The sequence below is a fragment of the Kothea flammea genome (assembly GCF_052161645.1).
Taxonomy (GTDB): Bacteria; Planctomycetota; Planctomycetia; order Pirellulales; family Pirellulaceae; genus Laterigemmans.
In genome coordinates this window covers 6395554-6414543 of record NZ_CP197414.1, presented here as the reverse complement: position 1 = coordinate 6414543, position 18990 = coordinate 6395554, and the positions used below count along the sequence as shown (strand labels likewise).

General features: G+C 56.8%; 13 protein-coding genes. 4 read left to right on the top strand and 9 right to left on the bottom strand.

Annotated features, from left to right (window positions below; translation table 11 throughout):
• Positions 1-103: 103 nt before the first annotated feature.
• Positions 104-1468, bottom strand: coding sequence for a glycosyltransferase family 4 protein (locus tag SH139x_RS23875; protein ID WP_488352266.1), 1365 nt, complete (start codon positions 1466-1468; stop codon positions 104-106).
• Positions 1469-1599: 131 nt separating this feature from the next.
• Between SH139x_RS23875 and SH139x_RS23870 the strand changes: the two genes are divergently transcribed.
• The 4 genes from SH139x_RS23870 to SH139x_RS23855 all read left to right on the top strand — a co-directional run bounded on the left by SH139x_RS23870 (position 1600) and on the right by SH139x_RS23855 (position 6793).
• Positions 1600-2658 carry an ROK family protein gene (locus SH139x_RS23870; protein ID WP_488352265.1) on the top strand — a complete coding sequence of 353 codons (1059 nt, stop codon included), beginning with the start codon at positions 1600-1602 and terminating at the stop codon, positions 2656-2658.
• A gap of 73 nt (positions 2659-2731) precedes the next feature.
• The gene (lepA, locus tag SH139x_RS23865; RefSeq protein WP_488352264.1) at positions 2732-4522 is read left to right on the top strand and encodes a translation elongation factor 4; all 1791 of its coding nucleotides are present in this window, start codon (positions 2732-2734) and stop codon (positions 4520-4522) included.
• 89 nt (positions 4523-4611) lie between these two features.
• A complete protein-coding gene (locus SH139x_RS23860; protein ID WP_488352263.1) occupies positions 4612-5361 on the top strand; it encodes a sugar phosphate isomerase/epimerase family protein in 750 nt (249 codons plus the stop codon).
• 118 nt (positions 5362-5479) lie between these two features.
• Entirely contained in the window at positions 5480-6793 is a 1314-nt protein-coding gene (locus SH139x_RS23855; protein ID WP_488352262.1) for a hypothetical protein, read from the top strand.
• Positions 6794-6894: 101 nt separating this feature from the next.
• Here the strand turns inward: SH139x_RS23855 and rpoC are convergent, their stop codons facing one another.
• The 8 genes from rpoC to rbp form a co-directional block, all read right to left on the bottom strand.
• On the bottom strand, positions 6895-11244 hold the full coding sequence (gene rpoC, locus SH139x_RS23850) for a DNA-directed RNA polymerase subunit beta' (RefSeq protein WP_488356071.1): 4350 nt from the start codon (positions 11242-11244) through the stop codon (positions 6895-6897).
• A gap of 120 nt (positions 11245-11364) precedes the next feature.
• The gene (gene rpoB, locus SH139x_RS23845) at positions 11365-15087 is read right to left on the bottom strand and encodes a DNA-directed RNA polymerase subunit beta (RefSeq protein ID WP_488352261.1); all 3723 of its coding nucleotides are present in this window, start codon (positions 15085-15087) and stop codon (positions 11365-11367) included.
• A 362-nt stretch (positions 15088-15449) separates the two neighbouring features.
• Positions 15450-15584 carry a hypothetical protein gene (locus SH139x_RS23840; protein ID WP_488352260.1) on the bottom strand — a complete coding sequence of 45 codons (135 nt, stop codon included), beginning with the start codon at positions 15582-15584 and terminating at the stop codon, positions 15450-15452.
• Between the two features lie 222 nt (positions 15585-15806).
• Positions 15807-16214 (bottom strand): 50S ribosomal protein L7/L12, encoded by a 408-nt coding sequence (gene rplL, locus SH139x_RS23835; RefSeq protein ID WP_488356070.1) that lies wholly within the window; start codon positions 16212-16214, stop codon positions 15807-15809.
• A gap of 222 nt (positions 16215-16436) precedes the next feature.
• Positions 16437-16970: a 50S ribosomal protein L10 gene (rplJ, locus tag SH139x_RS23830; RefSeq protein ID WP_488352259.1), complete on the bottom strand. Its 534-nt coding sequence runs from the start codon at positions 16968-16970 to the stop codon at positions 16437-16439.
• Between the two features lie 4 nt (positions 16971-16974).
• Positions 16975-17655, bottom strand: coding sequence for a 50S ribosomal protein L1 (gene rplA / locus SH139x_RS23825; RefSeq protein ID WP_488352258.1), 681 nt, complete (start codon positions 17653-17655; stop codon positions 16975-16977).
• Positions 17656-17825: 170 nt separating this feature from the next.
• Positions 17826-18251: a 50S ribosomal protein L11 gene (rplK, locus tag SH139x_RS23820; RefSeq protein WP_488352257.1), complete on the bottom strand. Its 426-nt coding sequence runs from the start codon at positions 18249-18251 to the stop codon at positions 17826-17828.
• A 177-nt stretch (positions 18252-18428) separates the two neighbouring features.
• Positions 18429-18800 carry an RNA-binding regulator gene (gene rbp / locus SH139x_RS23815; RefSeq protein WP_488352256.1) on the bottom strand — a complete coding sequence of 124 codons (372 nt, stop codon included), beginning with the start codon at positions 18798-18800 and terminating at the stop codon, positions 18429-18431.
• Between the last annotated feature and the right edge of the window lie 190 nt (positions 18801-18990).

Here is an 18990-nt window from a genome sequence, read left to right as displayed (position 1 = left end):
GTTCCATCATGTGCAACGAATGAATTGGCGAAGCTGACAAACTGGACCCCAGCATAGTACACCGGCCGGTGGGCCGCACGTGGCCACAATCAACCCGCCACAATCAACCCGCCACAATCCGCAGGAACTCGGCCGCCTGTTGGGCGATGGTGTGCCGGCTGAGAACGCCTTGTTGCCCGGCCAGTCCCAACTCGGTTCGCTCGGAGGCATTTTCCAGCAACCGCAGCAGGCACTCCGCGTAGGCTGCCGGGTCGTTGGCGGGATAGAGCAATCCGCCACCGGTCGAAGCTAGCAACTCTGGGAACGCCCCGTGCTGGGGCTGGATCACGGGGACGCCGGCGGCCAGCGATTCGAGTACGTACAGGCCTTTGCATTCCTCGTAATCGGTCGGCACGCTGAACAGATCAAAAGAGCGCAGCAAAGCGATCTTGGCGTCCCGCTCTGGACTGCCGTGGTGGAAGTGCGCGGCGGCGAGACCAGCGGCATCCAAACGCTTTTGCTGGGTGTGCAGGTAATCGCGGTGCTGGTCTCCCAGCCAGCCGCCGTAATGCAACTGCAGCCTGCCGCTACCCAACCGGGAAGATACTTCGATGAAGGCGTCGACCAGATTATGAAATCCTTTCTCCGGTGCGATCCGAGCGAAGTAACCCAGCTTCAGTGGTTTTCCGTTGCGACCACCGGCGGGAAGGTGGTCCTCGATCACACTCGCCAGAGCCGCATCAAGAGCGGTCGAATCGCCGGACCGGGGTTCTTGATCAACAGCCTCTGCCGCAAAAGTGTTGGTGTCGATTGCCAGGGGGACCACGTGCAATTTGTCTGGATGAATCCCCAGCCGGTTGCCCATCTTATCGGCGTAGAACTGGCTGTTTACCAAGCAGGCGTCAGTCTGAGCAGCCAGGGCTCCCATTAATTCAGTCGCTGGCCCACGATATGCTTCGGGTAGGTAGTCCAGGAAAATGTCATCCCCCTGCAGCCAAACAACGATCTTGGTGTCCAACACTTCGCGAATCGCCGGAATACAGCCCCCGATCAAGAGATTTGTCAACACGATCACATCAGGACGAAACTCGTCGCGAAGCCACGCGACCAAGCGTTTCACCTCGCTCGCCTGATGGCCCTGCAAACCCTGCAACATGGATACGGTCAGATCGCCCAGCAAACTCGCCTGCGTTCCGCCCGCCCGTTTGGTCGCCAACCGCAACAGCCAAGGAGCGTCGAGCAGCCGCAGCAACGGCCCGGGCAGCTTTCCCAGCAAGGGCCATTTTTGCTGTAAATAAACGTTAATGCCACCAAAAAAAACCTGCCCGCCGCGGCTGACGTCCGGTTCATCGGTGCGAATCGGCGTGTAGACCGGCAGCAGCAAGCATTCCGCGTCGTGGCGTGATAGCTCGCGAGCCAAAGCATTGTCGTGCATGCAACTGCCACAATACATGCCGGCAGCACCTGCCGTTAAATAAGCAATCCGCATGGGGGCTCGTCCGCATCGTTGGGCTGGAGGCGTGGTAGGGTGGGGAGTCCGTTGTGGGTTTTCCCGGGGACTTCTATACTAATCGGCCTTCGCTTGTTCCTAGATTTCGCCGGTTCCTCAAAGATTCTCCGATGTCCTCCACCCCCAATATTACTGAACGCTCGCAAGCTCAGGCTCCCTTTTATTGGGGAGTAGATGTCGGGGGGACGAGCATCAAGTTTGGTTTGGTCGACGACCTGGGAAAAACGCTCTCATTTGAAAGTATTCCAACTCAGGAAGCCAAGGGGCCGCAAGCCGCTGTGGAACGCCTCTCCGCCGCCTTGCGGAGCCACGAACAACGTTTGGGCGGCGAAATTGGCGATCAAATTGCCACGATCGGGTTGGGGACGCCGGGGAGTATGGATCTACCAGCCGGCATGCTGCTGGAACCACCCAACCTACCCCACTGGCAACAATTTCCCATCCGCGATGCCCTGGCCCAGGCGACCGGCCGCAGCGTGGTGTTTGTCAATGACGCCAACGCGGCCGCTTACGGCGAATTCTGGCTAGGCACCGGGCGCGATCACGATTCCATGATTTTGCTGACGCTGGGGACCGGTGTCGGTGGCGGCGTGATCGTCGACGGCGAATTGGTGAATGGCATCAATAGTTTTGGCAGCGAATGTGGACACATCATCGTCGACGCCGCCGCCGATGCGAGACTCTGCGTGTGGGGAGGCGGCCGCGGACATCTGGAAGCCTACGCCTCGGCTAGCGCCGTCGTGCGGCGCACTCGCGATGCCTTGCGAGCCGGAGGAGAACTAGCCAAAGCCAGCAAATTAGTCGGCATGCTCGGTGGCGATGATTCTGAATTGACCGCCAAGAAAGTCTACGAAGCGGCTGCCGACGGCGATCAACTAGCACTGCAGATTATCGATGAGACTGCCGTCTGGCTGGGAGTTGGCATCACCAGCCTGGTTGCCACGCTCGACCCAGGTCTAGTGGTATTAGGTGGGGCGATGGACTTTGGTGGCCCCGATTCACCCGTGGGCAGACGATTTGTCGAAGGAATTCGCGCTGAATTCTCACAACGGACCTTTTCTAATGTGGCTGCGGGGACGACGATTGATTTCGCTTCGCTCGGTGGCGATGCCGGTTACCTGGGGGCAGCCGGTTACGCGCGACGCGTTTTGATGTCCAAACAAACTTAGAACCAACTCGAACTAGCCATTTTTTACAGTCACTGATTCCCCTTCCTTCACTCCTTTCCTGACTTGGTAATTTATGCAGATCCGCAATTTCTGCATCATTGCACACATTGACCACGGCAAAAGCACGTTAGCTGATCGGCTGCTGGAATTCACCGACACCGTTTCCAAACGGCAGATGAAAGAACAGCTGTTGGACGATTTGGATCTGGAACGCCAGCGGGGGATCACGATCAAAGCCCGCGCCGTGGCCATGCATTACACGCTGGACGGCGAAACATATGAAATCAACCTGATCGATACCCCCGGTCACGTCGATTTTCAATACGAAGTCTCCCGCTCGCTGGCTTGTTGCGAAGGCGCATTGTTGGTCGTCGACGCTTTTCAAGGAGTCGAGGCGCAAACGGTGGCCAACGCTTTCAAAGCGATGGAGCACGACCTGACGATCATTCCGGTAATCAACAAAATCGACTTGGCCTACGCGCGGCCCGACGAAGTGGCCGAGGAAATGGAGCAATCGCTGGGGACCCCGGCTGAAGAAGCGGTCCTGGTCAGCGCCAAAGCCGGCATCGGCATCCAGGAACTGATGCGCGCAATTGTCGAACGCATTCCGGCTCCTCAAGGAGACCCCAACGCGCCGCTGCAGGCCATGGTGTTCGATTCCAATTACGACGACTACCGCGGCGCGATCACCTACGTGCGTCTGATGAACGGCACGGTGCGAAGAGGCCAAAAGATCAAGTTCCTCAAAGCGGGCACGCAGCACGAAGTCGTCGAACTGGGCCAGTTTGCACCGGGCCGTGTCTCCTGCGATTCGTTGCGAGCCGGACAAGTCGGTTACCTGATCTGCAACATTAAATCACTGGCTGACGTGCATATCGGCGATACGGTCAGCGTCACCGGCGATAACCCGGCCAAACCATTGCCAGGCTATATGAGGCCGAAACGTATGGTCTACTGCGGATTGTTCCCCAGCGATGGCCAAAATTTTGAAGAATTACGCGATGCCCTTGGGCGACTGGCGGTGAACGACCCCAGCTTCGAGTTTGAACCGGAGACCAGCGACGCGCTCGGTTTCGGATTTCGCTGCGGCTTTCTCGGCTTGCTGCACATGGAGATCATCCAGCAGCGACTCGAGCAAGAATCGAACATCGATTTGGTGCAAACCGCTCCCAACGTGACCTACGAAGTGGTCAACAAACGGGGCGAAACCAGCATGATTCACAAACCCCAAGATGTTCCCGACCCGGGCGACATCGAAGAGTTTCGCCAGCCCATCGTCCGCTGCTCGATCGTGGTCCCCGACGAATTTATCGGAGCCGTGATGAAGCTCTGCCAAGAACGTCGCGGCATTTTGCAGTCGCAGGAATATCTCGGGCCGCAACGCGCCATGCTGGTTTATGACATCCCGCTGGCTGAAGTGATTTACGATCTCCACGACAAAATCAAAAGTGCCACCCGCGGCTACGGCACGCTCGATTACGAAATGGTCGGCTATCAACAGGCCGATTTGGTTCGCATGGACATTCTCGTCAACGGGAATCGTGTCGACGCGCTGAGTGTCGTCTGCGACCGCCGGGACGCCGATCGCCGCGGACGGGCCGTGGCCAAACGCCTGAAACAAGAAATCGAACGCCACATGTTCGAGGTGGCCGTGCAAGCGGCGGTGGGCTCCCGCGTCATCGCGCGGGAGACCGTCCCCGCGATGCGGAAGAATGTCACGGCCAAATGCTACGGCGGGGATATCACGCGTAAACGCAAACTGCTGCAGAAACAAAAAGAAGGAAAGAAGCGTATGAAAGCGGTGGGGAATGTGGAGATTTCCCAAAAAGCCTTCATGGCTGTGCTCAGCAGCGGTGAAGATTGATCCCAAAACTGCCGTTCACCTTGACCGCGAAGATCGCTACAGTTACCGCGTAACCATCTTGATTTCACCCCCTCATGGAGGATTCTGACGTGCACGTTGCCGCGTCCACTGCTTGCTTGCCCGACTTGCCGCTCGAGGCCGCGATCGACCTGCTTGCCGATCTTGAATTCACCATGCTCGAGTTCGATCTGCATGAGTCCGGTGGGCACTACCGCCCCAGCCAATTGCTGGAAGACCCCGATCTGGCCATGCAGGTGTTAAGGTTCAGCCATCGCCTCGACATCTCCAATTTCAGCCTCGAACTGGCCTCCCGAGGGGATCAGCATTACGCTGATTTCAAGGAGATTTGTCGCTTTTCCAAAGCGGCCAAAGTGGTCACGTTGACGGTTCCCTCCGCCGAACTGGGGACCCCTTTCAACGAGGAAGTCGAGCATCTTCAACGATTGGTCGATATCGCCGAAACCGAAGGGGCCCGCGTCGGTGTCCGCAGCCAACTGGGGCGTCTCAGCGAAGATCCTGATACCCTGATGGTCCTCTGCGATAACGTCCACGGTCTGGGGATCACCCTCGACCCCAGCGTCTACATCGCCGGGCCGGCTTACGGCAAAAGCCTCGACCGCATTCTCAAATATGTCTTCCACGTCCACTTGCGGGACTCCAAAAAAGACGCCTTCCAGGTCAGCGTCGGGCAAGGTGAGGTCGACTATGGTAAAATCATTCACCAGCTGGAACGCGAAAGTTACGATCGCGCGCTAAGTATCTACATCACTCCCATGGAGGGTGTCGACCACCGTGTCGAACTGCGCAAACTCAGACGCCTGCTCGAATCGCTCCTGTAGCTCCCCGCTCACCTCGCCAGGCAGCCCAATCGTTAGAAAAAACCTTACACACCATGTGGTTAGATCTAACGATTTTCGGCGGCGTTGCTCGCTGTTGTCGTTCAGTGGGCTCGCTAGCGTGCTCATTTACGGGCTTTTTGGCGGGCTCTGGCTGGTCTCCCCAACGCTGGTTCTGGGGCAAGCGACCGCGCCGTCCACCGACGTCGCCAGTGAACTAACTGAGCTCGATGGCCGCTATGCGCAAATTGTCACCGATTTGCCAGTCACCGCCGAGCGACGGGACTGGCCGGCGGTGCTCGATGCGGCGATTCCGCTGTGGTGCGAGTTTTGGCAGCTGCCGCTGCAACGTATGGACGATTGGCGAGTCACGATCTACGTGATGAGCGACAAAGCGGCTTTTGCTCGCCGCGGTTTGATCCCAGCCGGTCTGCCTGATTTTCCCCACGGCTATCAACTGGGCAAGCGAGCGTGGGTGGTGCAGCAACCAGCCGAATATTACACCCAGCACTTGCTGTTGCATGAGGCGGCGCACGCCTTTGCCGCGCATTGTTTCGGAGGAGCCGGCCCCCCCTGGTACATGGAGGGAACGGCCGAGTTTTTAGCGACTCATCAGTGGCAAGCGGGCCAGCCAGGGCAAGCGGGCCAGCTCACCGTCGGTTTGGTGCCGCCATCGAGTGCCGCAGTTCCATACTGGGGCCGGTTCAAGATGATTCAGCAGCGGCGTGCCGAGGGAAAATCGTTATCCCTGATCTCGGTGCTGCGTTACAGCGACACTGCGCACCGCCAAGTCGAACCGTACGCCTGGACCTGGGCGGCGATCAGTCTCCTGGCGATGTATCCGGAGACGCGAGATAAGTTATTGGCGGCGGCTCGGGAGGGTGAAGATGCCTCGGCCGAGTTTACGCGGCGTTTTGTCAGCCAGTTGGGAGACGCGTGGCCGCTGGCGCAAACTCGCTGGCGAGTGTTGATTGACGAGTTCGATTATGGCTATGACTTACAGCGGAATCGGGTTGACCTGCAGGTTTCCCCGCCAGTTTGGGATGGCCAGCGGCGGGTCTTGGAGATCGCAGCCGAGCGTGGCTGGCAAGCCGCCCCAATTCAATTGGCTGCCGGTCAGCAAGTTCGAGTGACGGCCACGGGTAGCGTGACCTTAGCCGACCAGCCCAAGCCCTGGTTGAGCAAACCGGCGGGAGTCACGATTCGCTATTACCGCGGTCAACCGTTGGGTAAGTTAGTCGCCACTTTATTGCCGCTGGAAACCAGAACCACGACCACCGTGGAGCCGTTGATTGATCTGCCCATTGGCGAACAAGCGATCCTTCGCGCGGACCGACCGAGTTGGTTGTTATTGAGGGTGAATGACTTACCTGGCGAGCGAGCCGACAATCGCGGCAGCTACCAGGTCGAGTTAACACCCCAGCTGTCAAGATAAACTGGCGAGATAAGCTGGCGGCAATAAAAAAGCTTGCCGCATCTCAGGAATGCGACAAGCTTTTCGGTATTTACTCGGCTCTCACACGTTTGCTGCGGACGTTATTCTTGTCCGCTGCCAAACATGCTGTCCAGTGCTTCGGAAGAGGATCGCTGCTGGTCGGTCATTTCCGTGGCGGCGTCCTCCGTACCTGCTGGTCGTGGTGCCTCGGCCAACAGCGGGAAGCTAGCTTCCAGCGATTGATCGGCTTGTTCGGCCATATCCTCGACCGCTTCGCGACGGTAATTGACTTCCGAATCTTGGAATAAGCGGAAACCGGTACCGGCAGGAATGAGGTGACCGAGAATGACGTTTTCTTTCAGTCCCACCAAACGGTCGACCTTGCCGGCCAAAGCGGCCTCGGTCAACACCTTGGTCGTTTCCTGGAAGGAGGCAGCACTAATAAAGCTGTTCGACTGGACCGACGCCTTGGTAATCCCCAACAACTGGGTGCTGGCCGTCGCGCTGCGAGGCTTTTTACCCTTTGAAGGAGCTGCTCCCTCCGCTTCGATCTCCGCGTTCGCTTGCTCCAAGACATCCTTGGGAACGATCGCGCCAATCTCAAATTGCTGGCTATCGCCCTTGTCGGTGATCTTCAGGCACTTTGCCAACGCTTGATTGGTGCGGCGGAATTCAAAGCGATCCATCACCAAACCTGGCAACATTTCGGTATCGCCAGCCGACTCAATCTTCACCTTCCGCAACATGCGAGCGATGATGATTTCGCAGTGCTTATCATTGATTTCCACACGCTGCGAACGATAGACCTGTTGAATTTCGTGCAACAAATACTGTTGCACAGCCTCTTCGCCCGAGACTCGCAAAATATCATGGGGCACCAACGGGCCATCGACCAGGGCCTGGCCCGCTTTGACAACGTCACCGCTGTGGACCAAGAATCGCTTGCCGTGGGGCACCAAGTGTTCGCGTTCGATCCCCGATTCGCTCTTCACCGTGATCGTACGCTTACCACGTTTCTTTTCACCGAGAATTTCCACCGTGCCATCGACCTCGGCGATAACAGCCGGATCCTTGGGCTTGCGGGCCTCGAAGATTTCCGTGATCCGCGGCAGACCCCCGGTGATGTCGTGAACACCGCCCGACTCCCGCGGCATTTCCGCCAACACGGTACCTGGCACGACGTCGGTCCCTTCCTTGACGTTGATAATCGCCCGTTCTGGCAAGTACTGCACATCGACGGGGCGGCCTTCAGCGTCTTCGATAATGATCTGCGGGTGCAAGTCACCCTTGTGATCGACAATCGTGGTCCGAATGTTACCACTCGGTTCGCGTTCCTGCTTCATCGTCTCACCTTCGACGACATCCTCGAAACGCACTTTACCTGTGACTTCGGTCAGAATCGGGATCGAATACGGGTTCCATTCGCACAGCACATCGCCGGGGCTGACCTTATCGTCCTCTTCGACCATCAGGGTCGCACCGGTGGGAACTTCGTAGCTTTCGATCTCGCGTCCCAGTTCGTTGACCAGCGAAATCTCTCCATTTCGCGTCAACACGATAGCGCGGCCCTCTTCGTTCTTGACCACTCGCATGCGGGTCAAGCGAACGATACCACCCTTCTTAGCACGCAGGTCTGACTCTTCAACTTGCTTGCTGACCGAGCCACCGATGTGGAACGTCCGCATCGTCAACTGGGTTCCCGGCTCACCGATCGATTGAGCGGCGATGATTCCCACGGCCATGCCTTCTTCGACCATCGAACCGGTCGACATATCCATACCGTAGCAGAAGCGGCAAACACCGAGCGGGGCATCGCACGTCATCGGGCTGCGAACTTGGATCTTTTCCAGGCCCATTTCTTCAATCTTGCGTGCACTCTCCGGCGTAATCATCTCGTTTTCACGGACGATAACTTCATCCGTGATGGTGGAGACGATGTTCTGTCGGCTAACGCGCCCGTTGATCGAGTCGGCCAAGCGGACTTCGACTTTCTCACCACGATAAATCACCCCCTTGGTGATCCCCTGCGTGGTGCCGCAGTCTTCCATGGTGACGACGACATTCTGAGCGACGTCGGCCAGTTTACGAGTCAGATAACCCGAGTCGGCCGTCTTGAGCGCCGTGTCGGCCAAGCCCTTCCGGGCACCGTGCGTCGAGCTGAAATACTCCAGCACTGACAAGCCTTCACGGAAGTTGGCTTTGATCGGCGTTTCGATAATTTCACCGGTAGGCTTGGCCATCAAACCTCGCATGCCGGCCAACTGGCGAATCTGCTCGATACCACCCCGAGCACCGGAGTGCGACATCAAATAAACCGGGTTCACGTACCAACCGCCTTCACGGTAGTCATGTTCCATCGCTTTCATCATGTCGGTGGTGATTGCTTCCCGAGCGTGCGTCCACACGTCCAACACCTGGTTGTAACGTTCACCGCCGGTGATCATCCCGCGATCAAACGCCTTCTTGTGTTTCATCACGGTCTTCTCAGCTTCCGCGATGAACTTGGCCTTGGTATCAGGCGTCACCAAGTCGTCGGTGGCGAAGGACAACCCGGAACGCGTCGATTCGCGGAAGCCGAGTTGCATCATATCGTCCAACAAATTGATCGTCGCCTTGCGACCCAAACGTTGGTAGCAGTCGCTGATCACATTCGCCAAATCGCTCGACCGCATTGGATAATTGTAGTAATCCATGCCGTCGGGCAGCATCATATTGAAGTGAACTTTACCGGGCGTGGTGTTAACAACCACACCGGCGGCTGCCGAATTATCATCGGTCTTGAGTCGTTGATGGCGAGGCAGTCGGACGCGAATCTTGGCGTGCGTGTCCAAGATACCTTGCTGGAAGGCCAACTCGGCTTCTTCCGGACTGGAAAACAGCATGCCTTCGCCGCGACGATTGGGCATTTCAATCGTCGTGTAATAGCAACCCATCACGACGTCTTGCGACGGACTCATAATCGGCTTGCCGTTCGATGGCGCGAACACGTTGTTCGTGCTCATCATCAACGTGTGCGCCTCGACTTGGGCCTCGATCGAAAGTGGCAAGTGAACCGCCATCTGGTCGCCGTCGAAGTCAGCGTTGAAGCCCTTACAGACCAGCGGGTGCAGATGGATTGCGTTCCCTTCGACCAAGGTTGGCTCGAAGGCTTGAATCCCCATCCGGTGCAGCGTCGGTGCGCGGTTCAGCAACACGGGGTGATTGGTGATGACTTGTTCGAGAATATCCCAAACTTCCTCGTCCTTCCGCTCCAACATTTTCTTGGCCGACTTGATGGTGTCAGCGTGCCCCAATTCCTTGAGACGGCGAATGATGAAGGGTTGGTACAACTCCAGGGCGATCTTCTTGGGCAAACCGCACTGGTGTAAACGCAGTCGGGGGCCGACCACAATCACCGAACGACCGGAATAATCGACTCGCTTACCCAACAGGTTTTCGCGGAATCGACCCTGCTTACCCTTGATCATGTCGGTTAACGACTTGAGTGGCCGGTTGCTGGAACCGAGCACGGGACGCTTGCAGCGATTGTTGTCAAAGAGCGCGTCGACCGATTGTTGCAACATCCGCTTTTCGTTGCGAATAATCACTTCGGGCGCGTTCAGATCGACCAATTTTCGCAAGCGGTTGTTGCGGTTGATGATCCGACGATACAAGTCATTAAGGTCACTGGTGGCAAAGTTGCCGCTATCGAGCAACACCAGCGGGCGCAAATCGGGAGGAATCACGGGGATCACATCGAGCACCATCCACTCGGGACGATTCTCGCTGTCGCGGATGCTTTCCACGATCTTCAAGCGATTGATTAAGTCCTTTTTCTTTTGCTTGCTGCCGGTTTCATGCAAATCGACGCGGAGTTTCTCGGAGAGCGAAACCAGTTCCAATTTGGACAACAGTTTACGAACGGCCTCGGCCCCCATGTCGGCCTCGAATGAGCCTTCACCGTACTGAGCCCGCGCCGCGCGATATTCCTCTTCGGTCAACAACTGTTGGATTTCCAGATCAGTGGTGCCGGGATCGACGACCACGTAATCTTGGAAATAGATCACTTTCTCCAACGACGATGTCTTCATATCCAGCAAATTACCCAGCCGGCTGGGCATCGCTTTGAAGAACCAAATGTGCACAACCGGCGCAGCCAACTCAATGTGGCCCATCCGTTTACGGCGCACTCGACTGTGGGTCACTTTGACACCGCAGCGGTCGCAGATCATGCCTTTGTACTTCATCCCCCGGTACTTGCCGCAGGCGCATTCCCAGTCCTTTTCAGGTCCGAAAATTCGCTCGCAGAACAAGCCGTCCTTTTCAGGACGATAGGTTCGGTAATTAATCGTCTCCGGCTTCTTGACCTCACCGAACGACCAACTCTTGATGTCCTGAGGTCGGGCCAACGAAATCTTGACCGAAGCGTAGTCGTTAATCCGGTCGTAGGTGGTCGATTCGCCAACTGACATATCGCGATAACTCCTGAGCGGTGAGCCGCCGGCCGCGGGGACCAGACGGCTCACGTGGTGTGAGACTGCTTTTAGCGATGAAAAATCTAGGGACTTCTGCGGTGGTAACTAACGCATTGCCTAGACTGGCCGTTTCTCGAGTTGCATGTTCAGCGCGAGTCCTCGAATCTCATTGGTTAACACGTCAAAACTGGCGGGTGTGCCGGCTTCCAGCGTGTTCTCGCCTTTGACCATCGATTCATAAATTTTGGTCCGCCCTTCGACGTCGTCACTCTTGACGGTCAGCAGTTCCTGCAAGATGTAGGCCGCGCCGTAAGCTTCCAAAGCCCAGACTTCCATCTCGCCAAATCGCTGTCCACCAAAACGTGCTTTTCCACCCAAGGGTTGTTGAGTAATCAAAGAGTACGGTCCGGTGCTACGAGCGTGTACCTTGTCGTCGACCAAGTGGTGGAGTTTGAGCATGTACATATAACCCACCGTTGTCTCCTGCTCCATCGGCTCACCGGTGCGACCATCACGCAGCCGGATCTTACCGTGTGCCGGCAGCCCCGCTTCGGCCAAGGCGGCATTCACGTCCGCTTCGCTGGCACCGTCAAACACGGGAGTCACGGCTTGGAAGCCGAGTTTGGCTCCCGCCCAACCGAGGTGCGTTTCCAAAATCTGTCCTACGTTCATCCGGCTGGGAACCCCAAGCGGATTCAACATAATCTCCACCGGTGTGCCGTCCGGTAGGAACGGCATATCTTCGACCGGCAAGATCTTGGCGATCACGCCCTTGTTTCCGTGGCGACCAGCCATCTTGTCACCGACGCTAATGACTCGCTTGGTGGCAATGTAGACTTTGACCATCTGCAGCACGCCGCTGCGGAGTTCATCCCCCCGCTTCATGCTGTTCAACTTACGGTCGCGATCATCAATCGCCCGCTCAACGTTAGCCCACTGCTGCCGATAGATCTTTAACACTTCGGCCTTGACGTTCTCGTCCTTGACCTGCTCCAAAACTCGATCCACGCGGAAATTACCGGCGCGCTCCGAGATGTATTTGGGATCCTGGCCATCGGTCAGCGGGCTGCCGTCGGTATCCTTAAAGTGGACCCCAGCCGCTTCCTGCATCTCGGCGATCAAAGCGGTAAAGGTGCTAGTGATCTCCTCATTGCCGTCAGTCTCGGCTTGTTTCAGTTCCTTCTCGAACGCCTTACGCTCGTCTTCGGAAAGACTCATTCGGCGGGAGAATTTCTGCGTGTCGATCACGATCCCTTCAATCCCCGAGGGGACTTCCAAGGAATCATTCTTCACATCTTCGCCGGCGCGGCCGAAGATGGCGTGCAACAACTTCTCTTCCGGCGTCAGCTCGGTTTTGCTCTTGGGACTGACTTTACCGACCAGAATATCTCCGGGACGAACATAGGTCCCGACTTGGACGATGCCCGATTCGTCGAGGTTACGCAGCGCCTTTTCCGAAACGTTGGGAATGTCTCGCGTGAATTCCTCACGCCCCAATTTGGTCTCGCGAATCTCCACATCAAAGTCTTCGATGTGGATCGAGGTATAGGTATCGCGGTGTACCAATTCCTCACTGATAATGATCGCGTCTTCGTAGTTATAACCGTCAAATGACATAAACCCGACCAACACGTTGCGGCCAATCGCCAATTCACCATTGCTGGTCGCAGCCCCGTCGGCGATCACTTGACCAGCCTCGACAGTATCGCCCAAGTTGACAACCGGCTTTTGATTCAAACAAGTCCGTTCGTTCAAGCCACGATATTTCTTCAGAATGTAGTGATCGCTGCCGATCTCGATCCGGCCGGCATCCGCGTAGGTCACCTTGCCGGCCCGGCGAGCTTTGATCACCATCGCGCTATTGCGAGCCACATCGAGTTCCAAGCCGGTGCCGACGATCGGCGGCTCGGTGACCAACAATGGCACCGCCTGCCGCTGCATGTTCGAACCCATCAGGGCCCGGTTAGCATCATCGTGCTCAAGGAACGGAATCAAGCCGGCGGAAACACCAACCATCTGATTCGGAGCGATGTCCATGTAGGACACCTGACCCGGTTGCACGATCTGGAAGTCGCTGCGGAACCTGGCAATCAAATTCGGACCCGCGACCAAGGCGCCGTCTTTAACTTCTGTATCGGCTGGCGCCACGTGGGCTTCATTCTCTTCGTCCGCACGCAACCACACGACCTCCTCGGTCACCAAACCTTCGCGAATGATGCGATAAGGTGTCACCAAGAACCCATAGGAGTCGACCGACGAATACATCGCCAAAGAGCTGATCAAACCGATGTTTGAGCCTTCCGGCGTCTCAATCGGACAGATCCGACCGTAGTGCGAAATATGCACGTCGCGAACCTCGAAACCAGCTCGCTTCCGGTTCAAACCACCGGGACCCAGCGCCGACAAACGACGCTCGTGAGTCAACTGGGAGAGCGGGTTTGTCTGGTCAACGACTTGTGACAACTCGCCGCGACCGAAGAAATAGTCAATCGCCGCTGAAACGCTCTTAGGATTAATCAGAGAACGCGGGGTCATATCTTCCGCGTCTTTGAGGCTCATCCGCTCCTGCACGGTGCGGCGAAGCTTCAAAAAGCCCTTTCGCAACTCTTCGCTGGCCAATTCATCGATCGTTCGCAAGCGACGATTGCCCAAGTGGTCAATATCGTCGATCTCGGCGCCGGTTTCCGGGTCGAACAAATCCATCACGTACCTGATCGAGGCGATCATGTCTTGGGGACGCAGCGTCATTTCCTCTTCGCTGACATCAAGCCCCAACTTGCGGTTGATCCGGAAACGACCAACTTTGCCCAAACGGTAACGGTTGGAGTCGTAGAATTTCTCCACGAACAACGTCCGCGCCTTTTCCAACTGGGGCGGGTTGCCCGGACGAAGACGCTGATAGATCCGCAGCAAAGCCTCTTCGTGACTACTGGTGTTATCCTCGGCCAACGAATTGAAGATCAGGGGGACCTTAGGCGCATCCATGATTTGCACAGAGGTCACTCCGCCGGTGCAAATCGTTTCCGCAGTGTTCTTGGTAATTTTGTGACCAGCTTCGATGATAATCTCGCCAGCCCGATCGGTACCGCTGGGGTAGACCACATCATCGACGGCGATCTTGCCTTCGATCTTGGCTGCCGTACCGGAATCAACGATCTTCACTTCGCTGGTCTTGTAGAACGCGCTGAGCAAATCAGCATCCGAAGAAAGACTCGGATCCATCGCCCGCAGCAACGTCGTCGCACTGAATTTACCACTTTGATCGATCCGCACCGTGAGCGAATCTTTCTTGGTGACATTGACCTCGATCCACGAACCCCGCTCGGGAATCACGCGGCACGACGGCAATTTGCGATCGCTCGTACCCTCTTGCTCAAGCACAAAGTCGATACCGGGACTTCGGTGCAACTGGCTAACAACGACCCGCTCTGCACCATTAATAATAAACTCGCCACCGCCCATCATGATCGGCAGATCACCGAGGTAGACTTCCTCCTCGATCGGCTCTTCACGCTGCAGACGAAGCCAAACGCGGAGAGGCCGGCCGTAGCTGAGTCGCAACTGACGACACTCTTCCGGGGTGTATCGCGGCTTACCCAACTCGTAACGAACAAAATCGAGCTGGATATTGCCGTCGTAGCTCTGCACGGGGAAGATTTCCCGCAAAACTCCTTCGAGCCCCTTGTCATCTCGCTTGCCGGAATCGACATCTTCCTGCAAAAACGCCGCATAGGACGCAGTCTGCAGGGCAGTCAGGTCGGGTAACTCGAAAGTCCCCAATCCAGTTCCAAAATAGCGACGGGTAGTAGGTTCAAGGCGACGCTTTGTCGTGGTAGCCATTCGCGAAAACGCTCCTTCAAGCCGGGAGGGTCAAGGCGTCGGAAAACGGACCGAATCGGCCACGCAAGCTTGGCGCAGCAGCCACCCAACGGATGACAGAATTGAGACGGCAAGCGACCGCTGTGTGAGCGCACAAGCAGAGAGAGCCGGTTAGGATTCGGGAGATCAGAAGATCGCGTCAACGGTCCGATAAACGCACTCGGTAAATTTAACAGATTATTCCAGGGATAGTAACCCCGGTTTCTAAAAATTGGCGCACAGTCTACATACGACCCCTCGATGGATCGACAGCAGCCCTGGCATCAGCGATCTCCCCGCCTCCTGCGGTCCCGAAAAAAAGGCAGAACAATCGACTTCCACCATCATTGGCGAATCATTCCACCACCTTCACTGCCAATCAACTTCACTAACGTAGCACGCAACCAACGGAAGAACAATCCTCCAATCAGCCGCGTACCAACACCCAGACGCAACAACACCAAGGTCGGAAACGGCATCAAACCAGAAGCCACCACCCGAAGGGCTCAGAGGCATTGGCTTAAACCTGACGCAGCGCAACGCCCCAGCGGTGCTGAGATCGCCACCATGACCCTTGATGTCGTGTGAGAACGGAGCCGAAGCAATTTCAAGCGAAGTAAGTAAAGGGGATTCCCCTTCGGCAGTAAACCCGCGCGAACCAGTCACTGCGGGCGAACATGCCACCAATAAACCGAGCGGAACTACTTGAGTTCGACCGATCCACCAGCCTCTTCGATTTCCTTCTTCATCTTCTCGCCATCTTCCTTGCTGACACCTTCCTTCAGCTTGGCTGGCACGCCTTCAACCATCTTCTTGGCTTCCATCAGCGAAGCACCGGTCAAGTTCTTGACGACCTTCACGACGCTCAACTTGGCATCACCAAACGATGTCAAAACGACGTCGAATTCAGTTTGCTCAACTTCGGCAGCAGCTTCGCCACCACCAACAGGACCGGCCATCATCACGGCGCCACCAGCGGCTGCCTCGATGCCGTGCACGTCCTTCAAGTAGTCACTCAACTCCTTGGCTTGCTTGAGCGTGAGCTCGGCAATCTTGTCGCCTAAGTCTTTGGACAGGTCGCTATATTCAACAGTTGCTACATCAGACATGTTACTATGCCCTTCTTTCGAAAAAAATTGCGGATGAACGGATTCGACCAGCCGCTGAACCTGGCGACTCACCAAGCCACGAATCTGATCAATTTCAACCTCCCTCACACTTGCCAACACCCCCATACGAGAGGCACTGAACTGGCGAGGTGTTCGATCTTAAAGCCGGCACCCACCAACGGGCCCCGGTCATTTGAAACTATTAAAAAGCGGCAGCGAGAATCACGCAGCCTCTTCAGAGCCTTTCGACTTTTCTTCAATCTGGCTGGCTAACTTGCCACCAGGGCCAATCATCGCTGCGGACAATTGTGAACCCGGACCAAGCAACTGGCCTACCAACATGCCGATCTGCTCTTCCCGAGTCGGCCACTTGCTGACCTCAACCAACTTTTCGGCACTCAGGGCCTCGCCGTCGAGCACCCCGCCTTCCGCCTTAAACTTGGAAAACTTGCCTTTGTCCTTGTCAAGACTGACAATCTCCTTCACCAGCGAGATAAAATCCCCGCCGCTCCAGCAAACCGCCAGCGGGCCGCTAGCACCCTCGAAGGCCGGAAACAAACTGGTCCCCGCCGTTGCCCGCCGCGCCAAAGAATTCTTGACGAGCATCATTTCGATGCCCTTCGCACTCAGGTCGCCACGCAACTCATTCGTTGTATTGGCATCCATCCCCACGTAACTGACCAACACCGCGTCAGCAACTCCACCCAAACGATTTTGGATGTCCCGGGAAACTAGATCTTTTACGTATTTACTCATGGCTCTATGCAACCACCCTGACGCTAGGGCTCATCGTACCGCAAAGGGCAACGCCCTTGACGTAAGTTCCGCGAACTGCCGCCGGCTTGAGACCGGTGACATAATTCAAAAAGGACTGCACATTCTCGACAAGCAAGGGGGCGTCAAAACTCATCTTGCCGACGACCGCGTGGACATTGCCACCCTTGTCGTTACGGAACTCCACCTTGCCAGCCTTGTACTCCGAGACCACGCGACCAACATCGGGCGTCACCGTTCCAGCCCTCGGGCTGGGCATCAAGCCACGCGGGCCCAACACTCTACCCAACGGACCAACAATACCCATCATGTCAGGAGCAGCGATACAGACATCGAAGTCCGTCCAGCCATCACGGATCTTCTTCGCTAAATCCTCTTGCCCCACCATCTCAGCACCCGCCTCCTCGGCAGCTTTGGCCGCGTCGCCCTTGGCGAACACCACCACCCGCTGAGTCCGGCCAATGCCGTGCGGCAAAATCACGCTACCGCGAACAATCTGATCGGCCTGCGCCGGATCGATCCCCAAACGGACGTGGACCTCGACAGTCTGGTCAAATTTCGTCGTGTTGAACTGCTTCAGCGCCGCAACCGCCTCCTCCAAAGGAACCGGCTGCGAGGGCTGCTTGGCCAACATCGCCTGAAAGCGCTTTGTTTGTTTTTTTACCATACTACTTGTTCGATACTCGCTTCGGGGTGGTTCCGCGAGACCAGCCTGTGACGCCCACGACGCCGCACCTGGAACTCTCCCACTGCAGCCGACTGCAAAATCGGGCCTGCTGTTTTGAATCGGTCGGCTTGCCCAGTCAACGACAAACCGTGCCACAAGCCAAAAAATCCTCAACCCTCAACAATCAATCCCATGCTGCGGGCCGTCCCCTCAATCATCCGCGTCGCTTGATCCAAGCTCCGCGCATTAAGGTCCTCCATTTTCTTCTGGGCGATTTCCTGACACTGCGCCAAGGTCACCGTACCCACCTTCGTCTTATTGGGCACGCCCGAGCCTTTGGCGATACCAGCGGCCGCCTTCAACAACGCGGCTGCCGGCGGGCTCTTCGTAATGAACTCGAAACTGCGATCATTGTACACCGTCACCACGACCGGAATCGGCGTGCCGTTGTACTCGCGAGTCCGCTCATTGAATGCCGACACGAACTGACCGAGGTTCACGCCGTACTTACCGAGCGACGTACCAACCGGCGGAGCGGGCGTCGCCTGCCCACCTGGAACTTGAAATTTTGCTTGTCCGACGACTTGCTTTGCCATACCTAATTCAACCTCCCGCAGCGGTCAATGACGGCCGGCTTGCCAAACCAGTGGCAAACCCGCCTGCCGCGCACGGATAGAGGACAGGGTTCAATGAAGCGTCAGATAGTAGTAATTACTGAGCTGTCCCGCTAGGGGCATTCCGGGGATTCTTGGGAAGATCCAGAAGAATCGCGGTTACCAGTCTCGATCGCCCGAATAACCGCCTCCTCCGCCACCACCGCCCCCCCCTCGATAGCCACCACCTCCGCCACCACGATGGCCGCCTCCGCCGCCGCCACGGTGCCCGCCACCGCCGCCGCCACTCGCTTTCGGCTTGGCTTCGTTCACGTTGATGGTGCGGCCGTCCAACTGCGTTCCATTCAGTTGCTCCACAGCCTCGCGCGCCTCACCATCGTTTTTCATGCTGACAAACGCAAACCCTCGCGGTCGTCCCGATTCGCGATCCATGATTACCGCGACCTCTTCCACTTCGCCATACTGGCTGAAAGCCTCTCGCAGCGATTGCTCGGTAGTCGAGTAAGCAATGTTCCCAACGTACAACTTCATGACTAACTCCCTGCACGCGGCCAATCGGATCAACCAGTGCCCACCGTAGGACCGCTCGCCATCCGCGCACCACCTGCGCCCTTCTTAAACCGCTGGAGAGTATAGCGAATGCGAATCTGTCAAGTGCAAAAAAAGGGGGCAAGTCGACGGAATTTCATGCGAAGCCCACAACCCCAGCCTCACAGTGCCA

Coding starts and splice junctions, on each gene's coding strand:
- rpoC (WP_488356071.1), bottom strand. CDS start 11,244: ATGTCAGTTGGCGAATCGACCACCTACGACCGGATTAACGACTACGCT.
- lepA (WP_488352264.1), top strand. CDS start 2,732: ATGCAGATCCGCAATTTCTGCATCATTGCACACATTGACCACGGCAAA.
- rbp (WP_488352256.1), bottom strand. CDS start 18,800: ATGAAGTTGTACGTTGGGAACATTGCTTACTCGACTACCGAGCAATCG.
- rplK (WP_488352257.1), bottom strand. CDS start 18,251: ATGGCAAAGCAAGTCGTCGGACAAGCAAAATTTCAAGTTCCAGGTGGG.
- SH139x_RS23875 (WP_488352266.1), bottom strand. CDS start 1,468: ATGCGGATTGCTTATTTAACGGCAGGTGCTGCCGGCATGTATTGTGGC.
- rplL (WP_488356070.1), bottom strand. CDS start 16,214: ATGTCTGATGTAGCAACTGTTGAATATAGCGACCTGTCCAAAGACTTA.
- rpoB (WP_488352261.1), bottom strand. CDS start 15,087: ATGGCTACCACGACAAAGCGTCGCCTTGAACCTACTACCCGTCGCTAT.
- SH139x_RS23840 (WP_488352260.1), bottom strand. CDS start 15,584: ATGCCGTTTCCGACCTTGGTGTTGTTGCGTCTGGGTGTTGGTACGCGG.
- SH139x_RS23870 (WP_488352265.1), top strand. CDS start 1,600: ATGTCCTCCACCCCCAATATTACTGAACGCTCGCAAGCTCAGGCTCCC.
- rplJ (WP_488352259.1), bottom strand. CDS start 16,970: ATGAGTAAATACGTAAAAGATCTAGTTTCCCGGGACATCCAAAATCGT.
- rplA (WP_488352258.1), bottom strand. CDS start 17,655: ATGGTAAAAAAACAAACAAAGCGCTTTCAGGCGATGTTGGCCAAGCAG.